We start from the raw sequence: 20136 nt of genomic DNA, 5'->3' as shown, positions 1-20136 counted from the left end.
GTTTCGATCGCTGATCGAGGCGTGAAATGATAACGGGCGGCGCGTGAGCGTCGCCCGTTTTGTTTTTGTGGCAGGCAAAGCGCGGCTTAATCCGTATGGCGCAGATCGTCGGGTATGCGATACTCGCCATCGCGGTAGTCGAGCGTGAAGCTGCGGTGTTTTGCTGGCGAGTTACTCATCGTGCAGTGTTCCCCGTCGCTGCTGACGTTCTGCGCGGTCGTCTTTTCGTTCAACTGGAGCTTCACGTATTGATCGCCCTGCGCCGGGCCCAGCGCGAGCGTGCGCGTCGTCGCCGTCGAGTCGGATTCGCATGCGCCGTCGCGACTGGTGTACCAGTCCGTCGCAATCAAGCGGTCCAGCACCGTGTGCAAACGCGAACCGTCCAGCAGATAAAGGCTGAGCGTCGTCACCCCGGACATGTCGACCGGGTAACCTCCCGACGACTTCACTCTCACACCGAAGGCGTGCTGAGCAGGCGTAAGCTGATAGCGCGCCGTATCGATCTCCACGCCGTCGAAGTAATGGTCCGCCTCATAGTGGATCGCCGCTTGCTGAAACTGATGCGCCACGATCGCACCTGTTGCGGTATCGGCGACCAGCACTTCGAGATCCGCGCCGCCGCCACCGTCCTTGTCTGCGGGATTCCCGAGCGGCAGCGCCGCAATCGTAAGCGCCGTGTTCGCCGGCCATACCTTGCACTTCGCTAGCTTCACATCGAATGCGCGGTCCGGATGCAACTGCTGCGCCCACGTCTTGACATGATCCTGGCAGCCTGCATGCGCGAGTAGCGGGGCAAGGCTTGCGGCGACACAAAGCAGGGTGCGTTTCATCGATCGAGAGGGACAGCCCAGGTGAGCAGCAGTATAAGGGCGCGATAGCCGCCCCGAAGCCAACCGCGAGTCGCACTTTACGTAATCGTCAACCAAGCTAGAATGCAACGTTGTCGCCGCGCGGGCCTCGACGCCCGCGCCGCTCATGCAAGCGAACGTCGCAGACACCAACAAACACGGAGACAGGAGCACCGCCCATGAACGACTACGCGCAGTTCTACATCAACGGCCAATGGGTCGCCCCGCACGGCAAGGGCACGATCGACGTGATCGATTCGGGCACCGAGACGGTGATGGGCCGCATCCCCGAGGGCATTGAAGCCGACGCCGAAGCGGCCGTCGCCGCCGCGCGCGCCGCCTTCGACGGTTGGGCCGCGACGCCCGCCGCCGAGCGCGGGGCGTATCTGCAGAAAATCGCCGAAAATCTCAAGGCCCGCACCGACGAACTCGCGCAGCTGATCGCAGGCGAAGTCGGCATGCCGCTCAAGCTCGCGCGCGCGATCCAGGTGGGCGGCCCGGTCTACAACTGGGGCGCTTACGCGCAGCTCGCAAGCGAGTTCCAGTACGAGGCGCGCGTGGGCAACTCGCTCGTCGTGCGCGAACCGGTGGGCGTCGTCGCGGCCATCACGCCGTGGAACTATCCGCTCAACCAGATCACGCTCAAGGTCGCCGCCGCGCTCGCCGCCGGCTGCACCGTCGTGCTCAAGCCTTCCGAGGTCGCGCCGCTGAACGCATTCGTGCTCGCCGAGGCCATCCACGAAGCCGGCCTGCCCGCGGGTGTGTTCAACCTCGTGACGGGCTACGGTCCGGTGGTGGGCGAGGTGCTCGCGCGCCATCCGGACGTCGACATGGTGTCGTTCACTGGCTCGACGCGTGCGGGCAAACGCGTGTCGGAAGTCGCGTCGGCCACGGTCAAGCGCGTCGCGCTGGAGCTGGGCGGGAAGTCGGCCGCCGTCGTGCTCGACGACGCCGACTTCGCGGCCGCCGTGAAAGGCACGGTGGGCGCGTGCTTCCTCAACTCGGGGCAGACCTGCTCGGCCCACACGCGCATGATCGTGCCGGAGTCGCGTTACGAAGAAGCGCGCGACCTCGCGAAGCAGGCCGCCGAGGCGTTCAAAGTGGGCGATCCGCGCGACGAGAAAGCGAAGCTCGGCCCGCTCGCCTCGAAAGTGCAGCAGGAGCGCGTGCTTCACTACATCGAGCGCGGCATGGCCGACGGCGCCGAGCTCGTGACGGGCGGCCCCGGCATGCCGGAAGGCGTGACGCAGGGCTTCTTCGTGAAGCCGACCGTGTTCGGCCGCGTACCGCGCGACGCCGCCATCGCGCAGGAGGAGATCTTCGGCCCGGTGTTGACGATCCTCACGGCGAAGGACGAAGACGACGCCGTGGCGATCGCCAACGACTCGCTCTACGGCCTCGGCGGCGCGGTCTGGGCCGGCAGCGACGAGCGCGCGATGCGCGTGGCGCGCCGCATCCGTACGGGCCAGATCGACATCAACGGCGGCGCCTGGAACATGGCCGCGCCCTTCGGCGGCTTCAAGCAGTCGGGACACGGCCGCGAAAACGGCGCATACGGCCTCGAGGAGTACCTCGAATACAAGTCGATGCAGTTCAAGGTGCCGAAGGGCTGATGAGGCATCTCGTCGCGCGCTATCGCAAATCTTTTAATGCGACGTGTTGATGCAAGTCATAAACGCGGATTTCTTTACAGAGATCCGCGTTTTTGTTTGATCTATGTCAATGTCATATGTGGGGTACGCGCGACCATAGGCGCTTTGTCATCGACAGAGCACAACATGTTTCCTGGACACTCCTTCGCTCCGCTCCAGCTTCGCGGTCGTCAACTCCTGCCCGTCGTGCAGGGCGGCATGGGTGTCGGCATTTCGGCACACCGGCTTGCTGGCAGTGTCGCCCGTGAAGGCGCGCTCGGCACGATCGCGAGCATCGACCTGCGCCATCATCACAGCGATCTCATGGACATGTGCCGCGCGGACCCGCGGCACGAAACGCTCGCTCGCGCGAACCTGATCGCGCTCGGCCGCGAAATTGCGGCGGCACGCAAGCTTGCAGGTGGCAACGGCATGATCGCCGTGAACGTCATGAAGGCGGTGAACGCCCATGCCGACTACGTGCGCACCGCCTGTGAGCACGGCGCCGACGCCATTGTCATGGGCGCAGGCTTGCCGCTCGATCTGCCCGACCTTACGGCGGGCGTGGATATCGCGCTCGTGCCGATCCTGTCCGACGCGCGCGGCGTCGCGCTCGTGCTCAAGAAGTGGATGAAGAAGGGCCGCCTGCCCGACGCCATCGTGATCGAGCATCCTGCCTACGCGGGCGGCCACCTCGGCGTGACCGACATCGCCGACATGGGCAACGAGCGCTTCGCCTTCACGCAGATCTTCGAGGAACTCGAAGGCGTCTATGCCACGCTCGGCATTTCGCGGCGCGACGTGCCGCTCGTCGTGGCGGGCGGCGTGAATAGCCACGAGGCCGTGCGCAAATGGCTCGAGGCGGGCGCGAACGGGGTGCAGGTCGGCACGCCGTTCGCGGTGACCGAGGAGGGCGACGCGCACCCCGAGTTCAAGCGCGTGCTCGCCGAAGCGAAGCCTGAAGACATCGTCGAGTTCGTGAGCGTGACGGGCCTGCCCGCACGCGCCGTGAAAACGCCGTGGCTCGAACGCTACTTGCGCAACGAGTCGCGCATTCGCACCAAGATCGGCTCGCTCAAGCTTGCATGCCCAACCGGTCTCGAATGTCTTTCGGCCTGCGGGCTGCGCGACGGCATCGAGAAGTTCGGCCACTTCTGCATCGACACGCGCCTCGCTGCGGCATTGCGTGGCGACGTTGCGAACGGCCTGTTCTTCCGCGGCCGTGAAGCGTTGCCGTTCGGCAATGCGATCCGCAGTGTCCGCGACCTGCTGGAGTTGCTGCTGACCGGCGCTGCGCGACCTGCGGTCGCACAACGAGCAGCGTTCGCACTGGCTTGATACGTATCAAAACGGCGCCAGACCCCGTCTCTGACAATTTGTAGGCCTTCAAGGCTAGACCTACAGACACGGGGATTAACGATGTATAAAGCAATTAGAAAGGCAGCAGCAACTGCCGCGCTCACCATGGGCGCGGCCTTCCTGGCAGTGCCGGCCTGCGCGGCCGGTTCTCCCGACTCGGGCATTTACGCGGGCGACTGGCTGGTGCGTCTGCGCGCGATCGAGATCGCGCCGGACGCGCGCGGCAGCGGTACGCTCGGCGCGCTCGGCGCGGACGTGAACAACGCCATCGTGCCCGAGCTCGACTTCACCTACATGGCGACCAACAACATCGGCGTCGAGCTGATTCTCGGCACGTCGCGCAACCAGGTGACGTCGAATATCGGTGCGCTCGGCGGCGTGGGCGTGCTGCCGCCTACGTTGCTGCTGCAGTATCACTTCAACAATGCGGGCAGGGTGCGGCCGTACGTGGGCGCGGGTATCAACTACACGCTGTTCTACAACAATGGTCTACACGCAGGCGGGCAGTCGGTTTCGATCGACAACCACAGCTGGGGTCCGGCGCTGCAGTTCGGCATTGACTTCCAGGTGACGAAGCGCATCTTCGTGAACGCGGATATCAAGAAGATCTGGATGCACACCGACGCGTCGCTGGCTGGCACGTCTCTCGGCACGTTGCATATCGATCCGCTCGTGGTCGGTCTGGGCGTCGGCATGAAGTTCTGATCGGTCGCCTGACCACTGCTTTTTCGAACGCCGGCTTGCCCGGCGTTTTTTTATCCGCGTTCAGGCGCGGTCTTTCTGGAAGCGCATGGCGGTGCCTTCGCGCTCGATGCGCTCCCACACGGCGCGCTTTTCCTCATCGCTCAGAAAGACCCAGTTGGAGACTTCCACGGCGGTGCGCCCGCAGCCTTTGCAGACGTCGTCGAAGAGTGTCGAGCACACACCGATGCACGGGCTGTCGGGGAGGTCGTGGAGATTGGATGCCATTGAAGAGCCTTGGGGCGTGGCCGGGCGTCGCGCGCGCCGGCTTCGGTACGAAACGCCGCTATGTTAACCGATACGGAGCGGGGCGGCCGCCCGCACCGCGAGGCGAGCCGCGGCGACGCGCGATGCGCGATGAATCGGCGAGGCCGCTGCAAGGCGATAGCAAGGTGGTAGGCGCCGCTGTGCCCCGCCGGTAGCAGGGCGTCGCGCGCATGCGCCACTGAAGCGGTTTTTTGTGGACACGGCCCGTGAAACGGCTAAAATTGCGCGCGATTTACCGTCCGCGCGCGGCTCGCCGTGTTTCCACGGCCCATGTTCCGTTTGCGCGACACGCCCGCGTTTTATTTCTTGCCGGGCGGGTTTGATGGTAGGTTCTGGGAAAGTCAGGGGAGTCGTGCGCAGGTGACACGCAGCACGGCACGAAGCGAGGCAGGCAGCCGGCCGGAGCCGGTCAGGATCGGAGAACGGGATGAAGAAAGGGGTTGTGGCGCAACTGGCCGCGCTCGCATTGTGCGCGGCGCCGTGGATGACGTCGGTGGCGAAGGACACGCAGCTGAACGTGTACAACTGGTCCGATTACATCGCCAAGGACACGATTCCGAACTTCACCAAGCAGACCGGCATTCAGGTCAAGTACGACAACTACGACAGCGACGACACGCTCCAGGCCAAGCTGCTCGCTGGCAACTCGGGCTACGACATCGTGGTGCCGACCAGCAATTACGCGGGCAAGCAGATCGCCGCCGGCATTTTCGCGCCGCTCGACAAGTCGAAGATCCCCAACCTCAAGTACCTCGATCCGCAGTTGATGGCGCTCGTCGCCGGCGCGGATCCGGGCAACAAGTTCGCGGTGCCCTGGGCGTACGGCACGACGGGTCTCGCCTATAACGTCACGAAGGCGCAGCAGATCCTCGGCAAGAACGTGCCGCTCGACAACTGGGACATCCTCTTCAAGCCCGAGAACATCTCGAAGCTGAAGGCCTGCGGCGTGTCCGTGCTCGACGCGCCGGACCAGATGTTCGCGGCCGCGCTGCACTACATCGGCAAGGATCCGCTTTCGACGAATCCGGACGACTATCGCGCCGCGCTCGCGATGATGAAGAAGATCCGCCCGTACATCACGCAGTTCAACTCGTCGGGCTACATCAACGACCTCGTGGGCGGCGACATCTGCTTCGCATACGGCTGGTCGGGCGACGTCGTGATCGCCAAGCATCGCGCCATCGACGCGAAGAAGCCCTACAAGATTGAGTACTACATCCCGAAGGGCGGCGCGCCGATCTGGTTTGACGTGATGACCATCCCGAAGGATGCGCAGCACAAGGAAGCCGCGCAAGAGTGGATCAACTACATCGAGACGCCGCAGGTCCACGCAGCGATCACGAATGCGGTCTACTACCCGAGCGCAAACGCGGAAGCGCGCAAGTATGTGGACAAGGACATCGCCAACGACCCGGCCGTGTACCCGCCGCCCGAGGTCCTGAAGACGCTGTTCCTGCTCAAGCCGCTGCCGCCTGAGATCCAGCGCCTGCAGACGCGTCTGTGGACCGAGTTCAAGTCGGGCCGCTGACCCGGTCGCAGCCGCGGTTGAAATTCGATCCCGTTTTACCCCGAGCCCTCGGCACGATGCCGGGGGCTTTGTTCGTCAACCCCGTCCAGCATTCACGCAGAAACAGGCAGGGCAGAGAGAATCATGAGTGACCAGTCGAGCGCGCCGGCATCCGCCGGTTCGCTGCCTTCGGGCTTCACCGCGGCAGATTTGGCCGCGGACAACTTCGTGCAGATCGTCGATGTCGTCAAGAAGTTCGGCGAGACGACAGCCGTCAAGGGCGTCAATCTGTCGGTGAATAAGGGCGAGTTGTTCGCGCTGCTCGGCAGCTCGGGCTGCGGCAAGTCCACCTTGCTGCGCATGCTCGCGGGTCTCGAAACCGTGACGTCGGGCAAGATCCTGATCGACGGCGAGGACCTCGCTTCGATGCCACCGTACCGCCGCCCGGTCAACATGATGTTCCAGTCGTACGCGCTCTTTCCGCACATGACGGTGGAGGCGAACGTGGGCTTCGGGCTGCGCCAGGAAGGCGTGAAGAAGAGCGAACTCAAGGATCGCGTGGCCAATGCGCTCGAACTCGTGCAGATGACGCGCTTCGCCAGGCGCAAGCCGCACCAGCTTTCGGGCGGCCAGCAGCAGCGCGTGGCGCTCGCGCGCTCGCTAGTGAAGCGCCCGAAGCTCCTACTGCTCGACGAGCCGATGTCGGCGCTCGACAAGCAGATTCGCCAGCGCACGCAAATCGAACTCGTCAACATTCTCGACAAGGTCGGCGTTACCTGCATCATGGTCACGCACGACCAGGAAGAAGCGATGACGATGGCGGGGCGCCTCGCGGTGATGAGCGAAGGCGAGATTGTCCAGCTCGGCACGCCCAACCAGGTCTACGAGTTCCCGAACAGCCGCTTTTCGGCGGAATTCATTGGCTCGACCAATCTCTTCGACGGCAATGTGGTCGAGGACGAACCCGACCACGTGTTCGTCGAGTGCGCCGAGCTGCCGGTACGTCTCTACGTGAACCACGGCATCACCGGGCCGCTCGGCATGCCCGTGACGATCTCGGTGCGACCGGAGCGTATCGCGCTCACGCGCAAGCCGCCCGAGGGCGTGTTCAACTGGGGCAAGGGCGTCGTCAAGAACATCGCCTACATGGGCGGCTACTCGCTGTATCACGTCAAGCTCGATTCGGGCAAGACGGTGATCGCGAACATGTCGAGCCTCGCGCTCTCCGAGATCGACTCGCCCACCTGGGATGACGAAGTCTACGTGCGCTGGAGCGCTTCGGCCGGTGTGGTGCTGACGTCATGAGCGCGACGACTGTGCGCAACATCCTGAACTGGCCGGCGAAGCGCTTCAACCTGACCGGGCGCACGGCTGTCGTGGCGGGCCCGTTCATCTGGCTGCTGCTGTTCTTCCTCGTGCCGTTCATCCTGGTGGTGAAGATCAGCTTCGCCGACCAGCAGCTCGGCATTCCGCCGTACACGGAGCTGACGTCGTTCGCGGATGGCGTCTGGCATATCGCGCTCGACTTTTCGCACTACGCGTTCCTGTTCCAGGACAGCCTGTATTTTGCGACCTACGTGAATTCGGTCGTGGTGGCGGCGATTTCGACGCTGCTATGCCTCATCATCGGCTATCCGATGGCGTATTACATTGCGCGCTCGAATCCGGCCTCGCGCAATATCCTCATGATGGCCGTGATGCTGCCGTTCTGGACGTCGTTCCTGATCCGCGTGTACGCATGGATCGGCATCCTGAAGAACAACGGACTGCTGAACAATTTCCTGATGTCGATCGGCATCATTCATTCGCCCATCGAGCTTTATCACACGAACACGGCGGTCTATATCGGCATGGTGTATTCGTATCTGCCGTTTCTCGTGATGCCGCTCTACGCGCACCTCGTGAAGATGGACCTCACGCTGCTCGAAGCCGCCTACGACCTCGGCGCGAAGCCGTGGCGCGCGTTCGTGGAGATCACGCTGCCGCTCTCGAAGAACGGCATCATCGCCGGCTGCCTGCTCGTGTTCATTCCGGCGGTGGGCGAGTACGTAATTCCTGAGCTGCTCGGCGGCGCGAACACGCTGATGATCGGCCGCGTCATGTGGAACGAGTTCTTCGACAATGCCGACTGGCCGATGGCCTCCGCGGTGACCTGCGCGATGGTGCTCCTGCTGCTCGTGCCGATGGCGCTGTTCCAGCACTACCAGGCGAAGGAACTGGAGGGCCGCGGCAAATGAAACCGAATCGCCTTCTGCAGTTCATCGCGCTCGGCCTCGGCTTCGCGTTCCTCTATATTCCGATCCTGAGCCTGATCGTCTACTCGTTCAACGAGTCGCAACTCGTGACGGTGTGGACGCGCTTTTCCACGCGCTGGTATCAGGCGCTCATCACCGACGACGAGCTGATCACCGCCGCGTGGCTCTCGCTGCGCATCGCGCTGATGACGGCGTTCGCCTCGGTATTCATCGGCACGTGGGCGGGCTTCGTGCTTGCGCGCATGGGGCGCTTTCGCGGCTTCACGCTCTTCTCGGGCATGATCAACGCGCCGCTCGTGATTCCCGAAGTGATCCAGGGCATTTCGCTGCTGCTGCTCTTCGTGGAAATGGGCAAGCTGATCGGCTGGCCCGCGGGCCGCGGCGTGTTCACGATCTGGATCGGCCACGTCATGCTGTGCATTTCGTACGTCGCCATCATCGTGCAATCGCGCGTGCGCGAGCTGAACCCGTCGCTCGAGGAAGCGGCGCTGGACCTTGGCGCAACGCCGTTCAAGGTGTTCTTCCAGATCACGCTGCCGCTCATCTCGCAGGCGCTTGCCGCGGGCTGGCTGCTGTCGTTCACCCTGTCGATCGACGATCTGGTGCTCTCGGCGTTCCTTTCGGGCCCGGGCTCGACCACGTTGCCGCTCGTGGTGTTCTCGCGCGTGCGCCTTGGCCTGAACCCGGAGATGAACGCGCTCGCCACGCTCTTCATCGCGGTCGTCACGGTGGGCGTGATCGCCGGCAACTACTTCATGCAGCGCGCAGAGCGCAAGCGCATGGCGATGGCGGTCTGAGCGCCGCCGCGCTTCGAAGCGCATGCAAAAAAACGGCGCACGGACAGTCATGTCCGCGCGCCGTTTGCTTGTTGCGGCGCAGTCCTTACAGCCGGTAGCCCATCCGAAACCCGCCCCAATGCCGCCCGTTCACGAAGATCGGCGCGGAGGCGTCCTTCATCATCACGAACGTGCCGCCGCCCATATCGCGACGGTAGGTTTGCAGCAGGAAGGGCTTGGTGTGCGAACCGGCGGCGCGGCCCGCGCGGTCGTTGAAAATTCGATGATTGCGGCAGTTCGCGGCGTTCCACACCGGGTCGGCGCCCTGCGGATGTGAGAACTTGCGATTGTGGGTCGGTATGTAGCCGCGCGGATCGATCGCTACGCAGAAGGCAACGCGTTCGTCGAACGTCAGCAGCGGTTCGAGGACCGGGGGCAACACCCGGTCGGTGAAGGCGGTGAAGCGCGTCATATGCTGCTGCGGGTTCGTGTTCGGCACTGGCGCGTAGACGCCATCGAACAGATCCGCTTCGCCGATCTCGCCACGCGCGAGCGCGCCTTCGAACAGCTTGCTCACCTGGGCTGCGGCGCGCTGCACCGTCTCGATGAAGCGGGTGTCGTCGGTTTCTACACCGGTTGCGGCGGAAAGTTCGATCAGCGTTTCCGAGACCTCGAGCAGCTTGCCGAGCTGATCCTTCGCTTGCACGAAGTTGCGACCCGAATCCTCGACGCCCGCGACCATTTCGCCCACCTGGCTTTCGAGCCCATCGCACTTCGTCTCGATCTCGCCCGTGAGCTGGGCGATCTGGCCGGCGTGCTCGTCGAGCTGCATGATCGCCTGGCCGGTGCTGTGCACGGCCTCGCCGATCGTGTGCGTGCCCTCGCGCACGCGATGCGCGCGTTCGGTGTTGGCGGTGCCCTCGGCAATGAGCTGCTCGGTCTGCTGCGTGAGTTGGCCGAGGGTTTTCTCGATCTGGCCGGTGGCCTGCGCAGTCTTGGCGGAGAGGTTCTTCACCTCGGCCGCGACCACGGCGAAGCTCTTGCCGGACTCGCCCGCGCGCGCCGCTTCGATGGCCGCGTTGAGCGCGAGAAGCTGGGTTTGCCGCGCGATCAGGGAAATTTCCTCGGAGACCTTCGAGACATGCGCGAGCGCGCTTTTGAGCGCCCGGATCTGCGTCTCGATGACGGTGACGCTCTCCACGAGACCGTGAATGTCGGCAAGCGACGCCTCGATGGTCTGCTGCGACTGCTGCACAGTGGCGGCGGTGCCGGTGCTCAGCGTGCGCATGGCGCGAGCGGCCGTGGCGATCTGGTGGTTGCCGGCGAGGGTGTGAGCCGCGGACTCGCGCAGGGCGTGGCACACGTCGGTCTGACGCTGCACGCGCGCGGCGACTTCGTCGACATGGCCCGCCACGTCGCAGATCTCGATACCGAGCCTGCCGGCGTGTGTGGCAATGTCGACGACGACGCCGGCGGATTTTCCCGCGCGGCGGCGGCCGCGCAGACCCAGCAAACGCAAACGTGTCATCGGGTGTCTCCTTTGTCGATGGCGCCTGGCGCTTTAGCGCCTCGCGCCATCCCATGCAAAGCTGCCCGGTGCGGACAACTGCGGAAAGGCTGCGTGCCCGGTCGTCGGTAGGTCCGATCGCCGGGCTTTCTGAACTTGTTTACGGCGTGTAACACGGCGACTTGAGCGCAGGGGCGGCGCCTGGCGCTATGATCGGGAACTCGGGCGCTTCGAAAGCCGGCAATGAGGAGCAAAGGGGCGTCGCGATGGGAGCAAGATGATAGAAGCGATTTTCGGCGGGAGCGCGCCGCTCGCGCTCTGGCAGCAGCTGATCCAGCTCTGGGAGCTGATCGTGATGGTGTTGCGCTTCCTCTGGGAGCTGGTGAAGCTCCTCGGCGGCGGCGGTTGAACGACGAAAGGGCAGACGATGATCGACGATTCCACCCGGCGTTTCACCGACCGGGTCGCAGACTACGTGAAATTCCGGCCGACCTATCCACGCGAAGTGGCGACCTTCGTGCATGTGGAGTGCGGCATCGCGCCGGGCGCGCCCGTGGCCGATATCGGCGCGGGCACGGGCCTTTCCACGAAACTCTTTCTCGACGCGGGCCATCCGGTCACGGCCGTCGAGCCGAACGCAGCCATGCGCGCCGCGGCGGACGAGCTGCTGGGCGGCTATCCAGGCTATCGCAGCGTGGCGGGCACGGCGGAGGCGACGACGCTCGAAGCCGCGAGCGTGGACCTCGTGAGCGCCGCGCAGGCGTTCCACTGGTTCCACAAGACCGACACGCAGCGCGAATTCGCGCGCATCCTCAAGCCGCGGGGCAAGATCGTGCTGTTCTGGAACAGCCGCCTGCTCGAAGGCTCGGCGTTTCTGGCGGGCTACGAGGCGCTCCTGCAGCGTTTTTGCCCCGACTACGCACGGGTGGCCGAAACCTATCCCGACTCGGCCGCGATGGCCGACTGGTTCGGCGATGGCTTCGAGCATCAAACCGTGTTCCCGAACGCGCAACTGCTCGACTTCGATGGCCTGCGCGGACGGCTGATGTCGTCGTCATACGCACCGCGCGCGGGCGATGAACGCCACGAGCCGATGCTCGCGGCGCTGCGCGAGCTGTTCGCGGCAACGCAAAAGGACGGCACCGTGAACTTCGCCTACGAGACGCGCGTGTACGCCGGGCATCCGCAGCGCGTCTAACGCCCGAACGCGTAGTCGGCGGTGCGCACGCGGCGCGTTCTGCGGCGGAACATGAACGTGAAGCCGGGCCACAGCGCGGTGTTCTTGCCCGCCTGCGTGAGGTAGTAGCTGCGGCAGCCCGACTGCCACACGGTGCGCGCGAAGCGCGCTTGCACGCGCGCGTTCCAGCTTTGCTGCGCCTCGGCGCGTACCTCCATCGTGCGGGCGCCCGAGCGCTGCAGCGCGCGAATGCAGGCCGCGATATAGGCGATATGCGACTCGATCATGTAGATCATCGAGTTGTGCCCGAGCGCCGTGTTCGGCCCGATCACGAAGAAGAGGTTCGGGAAGCCCGCGACGCTCGCGCCGAGGTAGGCCTCGGGGCCGTCGCGCCGCCACGTCTCGCCGAGGTCCTGGCCGCCGACGCCCGTCACCTGGAAAGGCGCGTCCACATCGTTGACCTGGAAGCCCGTGCCGCAGACGATCGCGTCGTAAGGCCGATGCGTGCCGTCGGCGGTCACGATGCCGTCGGCGACGACCTCGCGGATCGCGTCGGTCACCAGCTCGACGTTCGGCTGCGCGAGGGCAGGGTAGTAGTCGCTCGAGAGCAGCACGCGCTTGCAGCCGAGCAGATAGTCGGGCGTGAGGCGCGCGCGCAGGCCGGGGTCTTTCACCTTGTGCGCGAGGTAGCTCAGCGCGAACTTCGTCGGCGTCTTGAGCAGGCGCGGCTCCACCGCGAAGCCGAGCGCGCGCGATTCGTGCTGCCAGTAAATCGCGGCGCGCGCCACGCGTTGCGCGAACGGCATGTGCCGGTAAATCCAGCGCCAGCGCTCGCTGATGGCGCGATCGCGCCGCGGCATGATCCACGGCGGCGTGCGCTGAAACACCGTGAGCTGCGCCGCGTGCGGCTGGATATGCGGCACGAACTGGATCGCGCTCGCACCGGTGCCGATCACGGCGATGCGCTTGCCTTCGAGCGCGTAGTCGTGGTCCCAGCGCGCCGAGTGGAAGAGCTTGCCTTCGAAGCGCTCGATGCCCGCGACATGCGGCAGCGCCGGGCGCGAGAGCGGACCGTTCGCGGCGATCACGATATCGGCTTCGATCGTCGTGATCGCGCCGTCGCGTTCGATCTCCACCTGCCAGACGCCGCGCGCCTCCAGGAAGCGCGCCGCGCGCACGCGCGAACGGTATTCGATGAAGCGCTCGACGTCGTACTTGTGCGCACAATGGCGCAGGTAGTCGAGAATTTCGTGCTGCGGCGCGAAGGTGCGCGTCCACGCCGGATTCAGCTCGAACGAAAACGAGTAGAGGTGCGAAGGAATATCGCAGGCGGCGCCCGGATAGGCGTTGTCGCGCCAGGTGCCGCCGAGGCCTTCGGCTGCCTCATAGATCGTGAACGAGTCCACGCCCATGCGACGCAGCCGGATCGCCATGCCGATGCCGGAAAAGCCGCTGCCGATGATGGCGATGCGCAGCGCGCCCCCGTTGCCGAGCGCTTCTTTGGCCATGTGTGCGTCCGCCGTTATGTGTGTTGTGCCGGGTTCTGCGCCGATGCAAAACGGGCTCCATGAAGGAGCCCGTCTTTGCTTTAGCGGCGTGCGCTGGGGAAGCCTCAGGCGTTCAGGAGTTGTTCCAGTCGTCCGAGCTGTCGTTGCTGCCCATATCGACGCCGCCGCCGCCCGAGCCGTCGTCCCAGTCGTTCGAGCCCTGACCGAAGTCGAGGCCGCCGCCATTGTTGCCGTCGCGCTGAACCCGGCGGCCTTCGTCGTCGACTAATACATCGCGCTCGATCACGCGGTCACGGCCGTGGTTCAGTGCTTCGCCGAGCAGCACGCCCGTGAGCAGGCCGCCCATGCCGCCCATGCCACCGCCGCCTTGCTGCACGATGACCTGCGGCGGTTGCTGCTGCGGCGCAGGCGGATACTGCGGCTGGCGTCCGAAGGCGGCGTCGGCTTCTCGCGCGTAGGTGGAGTTGCTGCCGTAGTCCGGCGCGGCAGGCTGCGCATTCGGATCGGGGCGCCCTTCGGCGCGCGCCTTGAGGCTCGCGAACTGGCGTTCGAGATCCTCGATCTCATACGGCGGCCGCGGATTCGCGCTGTTCGAGAGCGTTTCGACGAGGCTGCGCAACTGCGCTTCGAGTCCTTCGACTTCCTTTTCGAGCGCTTCGTGGCCGGGCGCAGTCGAGAGCTTCACGTCGAGCTTGAGCGAACGCACGCCGTTGAGCAGCTCGGTGGCGCGCTTGAGCTGGTCGCGGCGGTCGTCGCCGGCCTTCGCGTCTTCGGTGGACTTCGCGCGGCGCAGGGTCCAGCGCAGCACGAGCGCAATGCCGACAAACAAGATGGCGATACCGATCCACATGCCCATACCAGGACCTCGCTTCTGTGGCGCGGGCGCGGCCAACTGCTGCTGCGTGAACGGGTTGCCCGTGCTGTTCGTGTTGACACTGCCGGCGCGCGAGGCGTCGGAGCGGATTTTCGCTTCGACCTGCGCGAAACGCTGCGGCTGGGTGAAGCGGATTTGCGGATCGAGCGACTTCGCCTGATCGACCTGGGTGAGCGCGTCGCTGTAGCGACCTTCGCGGTCGAGCACCTGCGCGTAGAGGTAATGCGCGCGAGCGTTGTCCGGATGCGCCTGCAGGACTTCGGTCAGGCCGGAGTCGGCGCGCTGCCAGTCGCCCTGGGACATCGCGGATTCGATCTGCTGCACGCTCGGCACGGCAAACGCCACGCCGCCCGTGAAGGCGAGCGACGCGACAGCGATGCTGGCAGCGGCGAGAAACTTTTTCATGTTGCAGGCCGGGCGGATTGACGCCCGTCTCCATGGCATTCGATACGGGGATGCGACGCTATCAGGCGCCTGCCGACCATGCCGGCAGCACGACCATGCCGCGCCGCATCCAGCACGCCAGCGCGTTTACTGTGCCGGCGTGTTCATCTGCTTCTTGAGCGCCTCGAGGCGCTCATCTACCGACGGACCCTTGTTGAGCGCCGCGAGCTTGTCCTCGAGCGCCTTGCCGCTTGACTGGTCGGACGAACTCAGCCGGGCGTCCGAGCGCGCGTTCGAGAGCGCGACCTTCTCTTCCAGCTTCTGGAAGTCGCCATCGAGATTCTTCCCGCCGATGCCGCCCAGCGCTGTGGCCGCGACGTCCTTCGCCTGGGCGATCTGCTGCTTCGCCTGCAGAATGTTCGAGCGCGCGTTCAGGTCGTTGCGGCGCTGGCGCATGTCGTCGATCTGCTGCTTCAGTTGATCGACCGACGGTTCGAGCTTCGCGAGTTCGCCCGCGAGCGCGTCGCGTTCGGCTTCGGCGGTTTGCTGCGCGCCGAGCGCTTCGCGTGCGAGCGCTTCGTCGCCCGATTGCAGCGCGCGCTTCGCGCCGTCTTCGTACTTCTTCGCCTTGTCGGCGGCCACGTCGCGCTTGCTTTGCTGCGTCGCGACCTGCGCCTGGATCTCGACGAGCGAGTTCTCCGCGCGGGCGATGCTGTCGTCGAGCTCACGCACAATCTGGCGCGCGTCGCGCGACGGATCCTGCACCGAGTCGGCGGCGTCGTTGAGCAGGCCCTTGACGGTGCGGGAGATGGAGTCGAAAAGCGACATGAATTCCTCCAGTGAAATGAGATCGGCCATGGTGGGCCGAGGTGCGTGTATGCGGTTTGGCCTCACGCGCCAGTCGGCCGGCAGAGGGCTGATCCATCTGCCAGCTTACGCCGCTTTGCGCCTGGCGCGCATGCACGGCAAAAATCGGGGCGAGTGCGGCAATTGCAATAGCGTGAAGGTGTTTTCTTGCACGCGTATGTTCATCCGGACGGGGCCTGGCTGCGCGGTGCGAAGCACCGCTGCAGGCGGGGCGCCGCCATCGATCGCGGATATTACACCACGGCCCGTCTTAAAAGGGACTTAAAGGAATCGGGCCTGCACAGCGCTCGCGGCGCGTGTGTAAGCGGGCGTTAAGCCGATTGTGACGCGTGCGTATGGCGGCGCGGATGCGGCGCGTGTCAGGCGTATTTGCCGCCTTCGGGCGCGGCGTCGTCGCTGCGGGCTTCATCGCGTGGATCGCTCGCGTCGCGCCGCGAGCGGGCGAAGGGTGCCGAGCTCAGCGGCTGCAGCGGTTCAACGTCCAGCGATTGTGCCGCGGTCGCGTCGAGCGCGGCGCTTTCCGCTGCGGCGGCCGCTTCGGCGCTCAGCCGGGCGACAGCCTGGGCGATTTCACGCGCGGCGTGGCTCACGTCCGTCTCTTCGGTGTGCGCGGCGGGGAGGGGTGTGTTTGGCGCTTGAGGCGTTGCCTCGCGGGTGGCGTCGTCGTGAACGGCCGCAGCCGCTTCGCCAGCCGTTTGCGCGTCGGCGGTCGCTGCATTCGTACCGATGGCAGCCGCCGCGCCCGCAGGTGGCCGGAACGCGCCCGCACGGCCCGCGCGCAGCGGCTTCGCCGCCTTTTGCAGCACCTGGGCGAGGGCGTCGGGCTGACGCGGCGCGTTCAGCCTGTCGACGATGCTCGCGGCCTTCACCTGATCGCTCGTGGCGCTGAACGCGATCACGGCGCGGCGCATGAGTTCGCTGATGCTGATGCCGAGTTCGTCGGCGGTGGCGGAGATCGCGCGCTTTTGCGCGGGCGTAACGAAGACGACGATGCGTTCGCTGGGCTTGTTCATGATCGACGGGCCGTTAGGTCGGCTTCGTATGACGTCGGTTTGCCTGCCTGCGCAACAGCTTTTTGTAAGAATGGATGCGTGCTCGCCTGGGCGCGGACAGGGGGCGTGTAGCAGATCTTTCATCATAAGACGAGTGCGCCGATGCGCAATTGGAAGGTGCTCGACCAGGAACAACCCTGCCTGCAAGAATCTGCCGTCGGTAGCCGGCCGCCGTCTAATTTGTCGCGTCACAGAAGGATGATTATGAAACTTTTCGCGCACAAGACCACGATCGGCGCAAGCGAGCGCCTGGGCTGCCAAAAAATCGGGCAGGAACGGTTTCCCAAGAAACTCTTACAAAAAAAGCGCGACCCGGCGCCTGCGATTTCTTTAGAATGCGCTGTTACATTTCGCGAATGGCGCCTGAACGGGCGTGTATTCGCCTGTGGCGTGCCGTAGTGCGCGCCGCGCGGCCGGACGGGGGCGTTGCCGGTCGCGCCGCGTCGCCGGGTTTGCGCCGGCGACGTCGTATGCCGCAGTGGCGCCATGACGCCGTGGTCGAGATCCATGCGCGCGAGTTGCGCGCAGCCGGCGCGCGCGAGACGCGCCCATCATTCCAGTCATGCCTATCATCAAACGACCGCCTTCACCGCAGTACCCGAACGAAGATCGGGAACCCTCCTTCAACAACGGGCGCCAGCCGCCTCGCCGGCCTGAATCGGGCGGCGGGTCCGGCGGCAACGGGCCGCGCGACGGGAGCCCGAAGCGGCGCTCCATCGGCACCACGCTCGCGCTCTGGTTCGTCGGCCTGATCGGCACGCTTTGCGTGGTCGGTGCGCTGCTCTTGGGCTACGCACTCGTCGTGATGGGGCCGCAACTGCCCTCGCTCGACGCGCTCACCAACTATCAGCCCAAGGTGCCGCTGCGCATCTATACCGCCGATCACGTGCTGATCGGCGAGTTCGGCGAAGAGCGTCGTCAACTCGTGCGCTTCCAGGATATTCCTGACATCCAAAAGAAGGCGGTGCTCGCCATCGAGGACTACCGGTTCTACGAGCACGGCGGCGTGGACTTCATCGGCATCCTGCGCGCCGGCGTGGCCGACCTGATGCACGGCGGCGCCTCGCAGGGTGCGAGCACGATCACGATGCAGGTGGCGCGCAACTTCTTCCTGTCGAGCGAGAAGACCTACACGCGTAAGGTCTACGAGATGCTGCTCGCCTACAAGATCGAGCGCGCACTCACGAAGGACCAGATTCTCGAGCTGTACATGAACCAGATTTATCTGGGGCAGCGCGCCTATGGTTTTTCGGCCGCGGCGCGCGTGTACTTCGGCAAGGACCTGAAGGACATCACGCTCGCCCAGGCGGCGATGCTCGCGGGCCTGCCGAAAGCGCCTTCGGCGTATAACCCGATCGTCAATCCGCACCGCGCGAGGATTCGCCAGGAGTACATCCTCAAGCGCATGCTCGACCTCGGCTACATCACGCAGGCGCAGTACGACGAAGCGATCAAGGAGCCGCTGCAGACGAAGACGGCCGGCACCGAGTACAACGTGCACGCCGAATACGTCGCGGAAATGGTGCGCCAGATGATGTACGCGCAGTACAAGGACGAGACCTATACGCGTGGCCTGACGGTGACGACGACGATCGATTCGGCCGACCAGGACGCCGCGTACGCGGCCGTGCGCAAGGGCGTGATGGACTACGAGCGCCGCCACGGCTATCGCGGACCAGAAGGCTTCGTGCAACTGCCCGCCGACGGCGACGACCGCGAGCAGGCCATCGAAGACGCGCTCACCGATCACCCGGACAACGGCGACCTCGTCTCGGCGGTCGTGACCGATGCGGGCCCGAAGTCGGTGACGGCGCAACAGCTCGACGGCACCTCGGTGACGGTGACGGGCGAGGGCCTGCGCTTCGTCGCGACCGCGCTCTCGCCGCGCGCCTCGCAGGCGCTGCGCATTCGCCCCGGCTCGATCGTGCGCCTGATGGAGGACGCGAAGGGCAACTGGCAGATCACGCAGCTGCCGCAGGTCGAAGGCGCGCTCGTCTCGCTCACGCCGCAGGACGGCGCGATCCGCGCGCTGATCGGCGGCTTCGACTTCAACAAGAACAAGTTCAATCACATCACGCAGGCGTGGCGTCAGCCGGGTTCGAGCTTCAAGCCGTTCATCTACTCGGCCTCGCTCGAAAAGGGCCTCGGACCGGCGACGATCATCAACGACGCGCCGCTGTACTTCCCCCCCAGCTCGCCGGGCGGCGATGCGTGGGAGCCGAAGGACGACGACCAGCCCGAAGGGCCGATGTCGATGCGCCTCGCACTGCAGAAGTCGAAGAATCTCGTGTCGATCCGCATCCTCTCGTACATCGGCACGAAGTACGCGCAGGACTACGTGACGCAGCGCTTCGGCTTCGACGCGGACAAGACCCCGCCGTACCTGCCGATGGCGCTCGGCGCGGGCCTCGTCACGCCGCTGCAGTCGGCGGGCGCGTATAGCGTGTTCGCGAACGGCGGCTATCGCATCAACCCGTACCTGATCGCCGAAGTGGACGACGCGCGCGGCCAGCCGATCCTGCGCGCGCAGCCGCTGGTGGCGGGCCAGAATGCGCCGCAAACGCTGTCGCCGCGCAACGCCTTCGTGATGAACAGCCTGCTGCACTCGGTGGCGACGGCGGGTACGGGCGCCGGCACCAACGTGCTCCATCGCAACGACCTGCAGGGCAAGACCGGTACGACCAACGATGCCAAGGACGGCTGGTTCGCGGGCTATCAGCGCACGCTGGTCGCCGTGGCGTGGATGGGTTACGACCAGCCGAAGAGTCTCGGCAGCCGCGAATTCGGCGCGCAGCTCGCGTTGCCGATCTGGGTGGAGTACATGCAGCGTGCGCTGCGCGGCGTGCCGCAGGAAGAGCCGGCGATGCCCGAGGGCCTCACGACGATCAACGACGAACTGTACTTCTCGGACATGACGCCGGGTAACGGCTTCGTGGCGAGCATCGGTCTGGACTCGGCGAACCCGGCGGGTGCGGCGAGCGACGCGAGCGGCGCGACCGGCAGCATGGGTCCGGGCGGCATGACGCCGCCGAACGTGACGACGACGGAGAAGAAGCAGATCATGGATCTGTTCGAATCGAACAAGCCTTGATACTGGTTTGATGAGTTCTGCAGGATAAAAACGGCGCGTCGGCAACGGCGCGCCGTTTTTTGTTTGGTGAGCGGAATTTCCTTATGGGCCAATGGGTTGGTCGAGCTTTCCAGGGCTTTTCCACAGGGCTGTCAACGAAATCTGTGGGTAACTCTCGCCCACAAGGTCTTCGCTCTACCGATCGTGGCTCATTGAATTAACCAAGGCGCCTCGGCGATCGGGCACGCGAGCGCCGAAGCATCACGTGAGTCATCCCCTGTGATTTTTTCGGACCCGTCCGAGTGCCGTTTTC

At 65.2% G+C, this 20136-nt stretch carries 18 protein-coding genes; 11 read left to right on the top strand and 7 right to left on the bottom strand.

Annotated elements, in window-relative coordinates:
• Window positions 1-86 precede the first annotated feature (86 nt).
• Window positions 87-830 carry a PA3715 family protein gene (locus tag A3CW_RS50150; protein ID WP_028204010.1) on the bottom strand — a complete coding sequence of 248 codons (744 nt, stop codon included), beginning with the start codon at window positions 828-830 and terminating at the stop codon, window positions 87-89.
• Between the two features lie 197 nt (window positions 831-1027).
• Between A3CW_RS50150 and A3CW_RS0113275 the strand changes: the two genes are divergently transcribed.
• The 3 genes from A3CW_RS0113275 (at window position 1028) to A3CW_RS0113265 (ending at window position 4543) form a co-directional block, all read left to right on the top strand.
• Window positions 1028-2461 carry an aldehyde dehydrogenase family protein gene (locus A3CW_RS0113275; RefSeq protein ID WP_028204009.1) on the top strand — a complete coding sequence of 478 codons (1434 nt, stop codon included), beginning with the start codon at window positions 1028-1030 and terminating at the stop codon, window positions 2459-2461.
• 165 nt (window positions 2462-2626) lie between these two features.
• The gene (locus A3CW_RS0113270; protein WP_028204008.1) at window positions 2627-3817 is read left to right on the top strand and encodes an NAD(P)H-dependent flavin oxidoreductase; all 1191 of its coding nucleotides are present in this window, start codon (window positions 2627-2629) and stop codon (window positions 3815-3817) included.
• 126 nt (window positions 3818-3943) lie between these two features.
• Entirely contained in the window at window positions 3944-4543 is a 600-nt protein-coding gene (locus A3CW_RS0113265; RefSeq protein ID WP_028204007.1) for an OmpW/AlkL family protein, read from the top strand.
• A gap of 60 nt (window positions 4544-4603) precedes the next feature.
• Here A3CW_RS0113265 and A3CW_RS0113260 read toward each other — a convergent pair whose 3' ends face one another.
• Window positions 4604-4807: a DUF1289 domain-containing protein gene (locus A3CW_RS0113260; protein ID WP_028204006.1), complete on the bottom strand. Its 204-nt coding sequence runs from the start codon at window positions 4805-4807 to the stop codon at window positions 4604-4606.
• Between the two features lie 466 nt (window positions 4808-5273).
• Here A3CW_RS0113260 and A3CW_RS0113255 point away from each other — a divergent pair, with 466 nt between their 5' ends.
• The 4 genes from A3CW_RS0113255 to A3CW_RS0113240 all read left to right on the top strand — a co-directional run bounded on the left by A3CW_RS0113255 (window position 5274) and on the right by A3CW_RS0113240 (window position 9405).
• Window positions 5274-6374: a polyamine ABC transporter substrate-binding protein gene (locus A3CW_RS0113255; protein ID WP_028204005.1), complete on the top strand. Its 1101-nt coding sequence runs from the start codon at window positions 5274-5276 to the stop codon at window positions 6372-6374.
• A 123-nt stretch (window positions 6375-6497) separates the two neighbouring features.
• The gene (locus A3CW_RS0113250; RefSeq protein WP_035512947.1) at window positions 6498-7658 is read left to right on the top strand and encodes an ABC transporter ATP-binding protein; all 1161 of its coding nucleotides are present in this window, start codon (window positions 6498-6500) and stop codon (window positions 7656-7658) included.
• Entirely contained in the window at window positions 7655-8590 is a 936-nt protein-coding gene (locus tag A3CW_RS0113245) for an ABC transporter permease subunit (RefSeq protein ID WP_035512946.1), read from the top strand. Before A3CW_RS0113250 ends, A3CW_RS0113245 begins: the two co-directional genes overlap by 4 nt.
• Window positions 8587-9405 (top strand): ABC transporter permease subunit, encoded by an 819-nt coding sequence (locus A3CW_RS0113240; RefSeq protein WP_028204002.1) that lies wholly within the window; start codon window positions 8587-8589, stop codon window positions 9403-9405. Before A3CW_RS0113245 ends, A3CW_RS0113240 begins: the two co-directional genes overlap by 4 nt.
• Window positions 9406-9490: 85 nt before the next feature.
• Here A3CW_RS0113240 and A3CW_RS0113235 read toward each other — a convergent pair whose 3' ends face one another.
• Window positions 9491-10912 carry a methyl-accepting chemotaxis protein gene (locus tag A3CW_RS0113235; RefSeq protein ID WP_035512945.1) on the bottom strand — a complete coding sequence of 474 codons (1422 nt, stop codon included), beginning with the start codon at window positions 10910-10912 and terminating at the stop codon, window positions 9491-9493.
• A 256-nt stretch (window positions 10913-11168) separates the two neighbouring features.
• On the opposite strand from A3CW_RS0113235, the gene A3CW_RS54290 reads away from it, so the two are divergent.
• Both A3CW_RS54290 and A3CW_RS0113225 read left to right on the top strand, forming a co-directional pair.
• Entirely contained in the window at window positions 11169-11300 is a 132-nt protein-coding gene (locus A3CW_RS54290; RefSeq protein ID WP_256094777.1) for a hypothetical protein, read from the top strand.
• An 18-nt stretch (window positions 11301-11318) separates the two neighbouring features.
• On the top strand, window positions 11319-12089 hold the full coding sequence (locus A3CW_RS0113225; RefSeq protein ID WP_028204000.1) for a class I SAM-dependent methyltransferase: 771 nt from the start codon (window positions 11319-11321) through the stop codon (window positions 12087-12089).
• Here A3CW_RS0113225 and A3CW_RS0113220 read toward each other — a convergent pair.
• The 4 genes from A3CW_RS0113220 to A3CW_RS50565 all read right to left on the bottom strand — a co-directional run bounded on the left by A3CW_RS0113220 (window position 12086) and on the right by A3CW_RS50565 (window position 16714).
• Entirely contained in the window at window positions 12086-13576 is a 1491-nt protein-coding gene (locus A3CW_RS0113220; RefSeq protein WP_028203999.1) for a flavin-containing monooxygenase, read from the bottom strand. The two genes, A3CW_RS0113225 and A3CW_RS0113220, sit on opposite strands and share 4 nt — an antisense overlap.
• 112 nt (window positions 13577-13688) lie before the next feature.
• Entirely contained in the window at window positions 13689-14855 is a 1167-nt protein-coding gene (locus A3CW_RS0113215) for a tetratricopeptide repeat protein (RefSeq protein WP_028203998.1), read from the bottom strand.
• 126 nt (window positions 14856-14981) lie between these two features.
• Complete coding sequence (locus tag A3CW_RS0113210; protein WP_028203997.1) at window positions 14982-15662, bottom strand: PspA/IM30 family protein; 681 nt, start codon at window positions 15660-15662, stop codon at window positions 14982-14984.
• A gap of 398 nt (window positions 15663-16060) precedes the next feature.
• On the bottom strand, window positions 16061-16714 hold the full coding sequence (locus A3CW_RS50565; protein WP_028203996.1) for a hypothetical protein: 654 nt from the start codon (window positions 16712-16714) through the stop codon (window positions 16061-16063).
• Window positions 16715-16855: 141 nt separating this feature from the next.
• On the opposite strand from A3CW_RS50565, the gene A3CW_RS0113200 reads away from it, so the two are divergent.
• Both A3CW_RS0113200 and A3CW_RS0113195 read left to right on the top strand, forming a co-directional pair.
• Entirely contained in the window at window positions 16856-17152 is a 297-nt protein-coding gene (locus A3CW_RS0113200) for a hypothetical protein (protein WP_154677934.1), read from the top strand.
• A 163-nt stretch (window positions 17153-17315) separates the two neighbouring features.
• Window positions 17316-19844 carry a penicillin-binding protein 1A gene (locus A3CW_RS0113195; protein ID WP_028203994.1) on the top strand — a complete coding sequence of 843 codons (2529 nt, stop codon included), beginning with the start codon at window positions 17316-17318 and terminating at the stop codon, window positions 19842-19844.
• Window positions 19845-20136: the final 292 nt, after the last annotated feature.

Origin of the sequence: Paraburkholderia nodosa DSM 21604 (assembly GCF_000519185.1) — a bacterium.
In the GTDB taxonomy this organism is placed as follows: Bacteria; Pseudomonadota; Gammaproteobacteria; order Burkholderiales; family Burkholderiaceae; genus Paraburkholderia; species Paraburkholderia nodosa.
Note: the sequence above shows the minus strand (reverse complement) of the source record. Positions and strands in the feature narration are given on the sequence as shown.

Bases quoted from the DNA above. Each gene is read 5' to 3' on its own strand.
- A3CW_RS54290 (WP_256094777.1), top strand. From the start codon at position 11,169: ATGATAGAAGCGATTTTCGGCGGGAGCGCGCCGCTCGCGCTCTGGCAG.
- A3CW_RS0113235 (WP_035512945.1), bottom strand. From the start codon at position 10,912: ATGACACGTTTGCGTTTGCTGGGTCTGCGCGGCCGCCGCCGCGCGGGA.
- A3CW_RS0113200 (WP_154677934.1), top strand. From the start codon at position 16,856: ATGCGCAATTGGAAGGTGCTCGACCAGGAACAACCCTGCCTGCAAGAA.
- A3CW_RS0113240 (WP_028204002.1), top strand. From the start codon at position 8,587: ATGAAACCGAATCGCCTTCTGCAGTTCATCGCGCTCGGCCTCGGCTTC.
- A3CW_RS0113270 (WP_028204008.1), top strand. From the start codon at position 2,627: ATGTTTCCTGGACACTCCTTCGCTCCGCTCCAGCTTCGCGGTCGTCAA.
- A3CW_RS0113210 (WP_028203997.1), bottom strand. From the start codon at position 15,662: ATGTCGCTTTTCGACTCCATCTCCCGCACCGTCAAGGGCCTGCTCAAC.
- A3CW_RS0113245 (WP_035512946.1), top strand. From the start codon at position 7,655: ATGAGCGCGACGACTGTGCGCAACATCCTGAACTGGCCGGCGAAGCGC.
- A3CW_RS50150 (WP_028204010.1), bottom strand. From the start codon at position 830: ATGAAACGCACCCTGCTTTGTGTCGCCGCAAGCCTTGCCCCGCTACTC.
- A3CW_RS0113250 (WP_035512947.1), top strand. From the start codon at position 6,498: ATGAGTGACCAGTCGAGCGCGCCGGCATCCGCCGGTTCGCTGCCTTCG.
- A3CW_RS0113215 (WP_028203998.1), bottom strand. From the start codon at position 14,855: ATGAAAAAGTTTCTCGCCGCTGCCAGCATCGCTGTCGCGTCGCTCGCC.
- A3CW_RS0113225 (WP_028204000.1), top strand. From the start codon at position 11,319: ATGATCGACGATTCCACCCGGCGTTTCACCGACCGGGTCGCAGACTAC.
- A3CW_RS0113275 (WP_028204009.1), top strand. From the start codon at position 1,028: ATGAACGACTACGCGCAGTTCTACATCAACGGCCAATGGGTCGCCCCG.
- A3CW_RS0113265 (WP_028204007.1), top strand. From the start codon at position 3,944: ATGGGCGCGGCCTTCCTGGCAGTGCCGGCCTGCGCGGCCGGTTCTCCC.
- A3CW_RS0113255 (WP_028204005.1), top strand. From the start codon at position 5,274: ATGAAGAAAGGGGTTGTGGCGCAACTGGCCGCGCTCGCATTGTGCGCG.
- A3CW_RS50565 (WP_028203996.1), bottom strand. From the start codon at position 16,714: ATGAACAAGCCCAGCGAACGCATCGTCGTCTTCGTTACGCCCGCGCAA.
- A3CW_RS0113220 (WP_028203999.1), bottom strand. From the start codon at position 13,576: ATGGCCAAAGAAGCGCTCGGCAACGGGGGCGCGCTGCGCATCGCCATC.
- A3CW_RS0113260 (WP_028204006.1), bottom strand. From the start codon at position 4,807: ATGGCATCCAATCTCCACGACCTCCCCGACAGCCCGTGCATCGGTGTG.
- A3CW_RS0113195 (WP_028203994.1), top strand. From the start codon at position 17,316: ATGCCTATCATCAAACGACCGCCTTCACCGCAGTACCCGAACGAAGAT.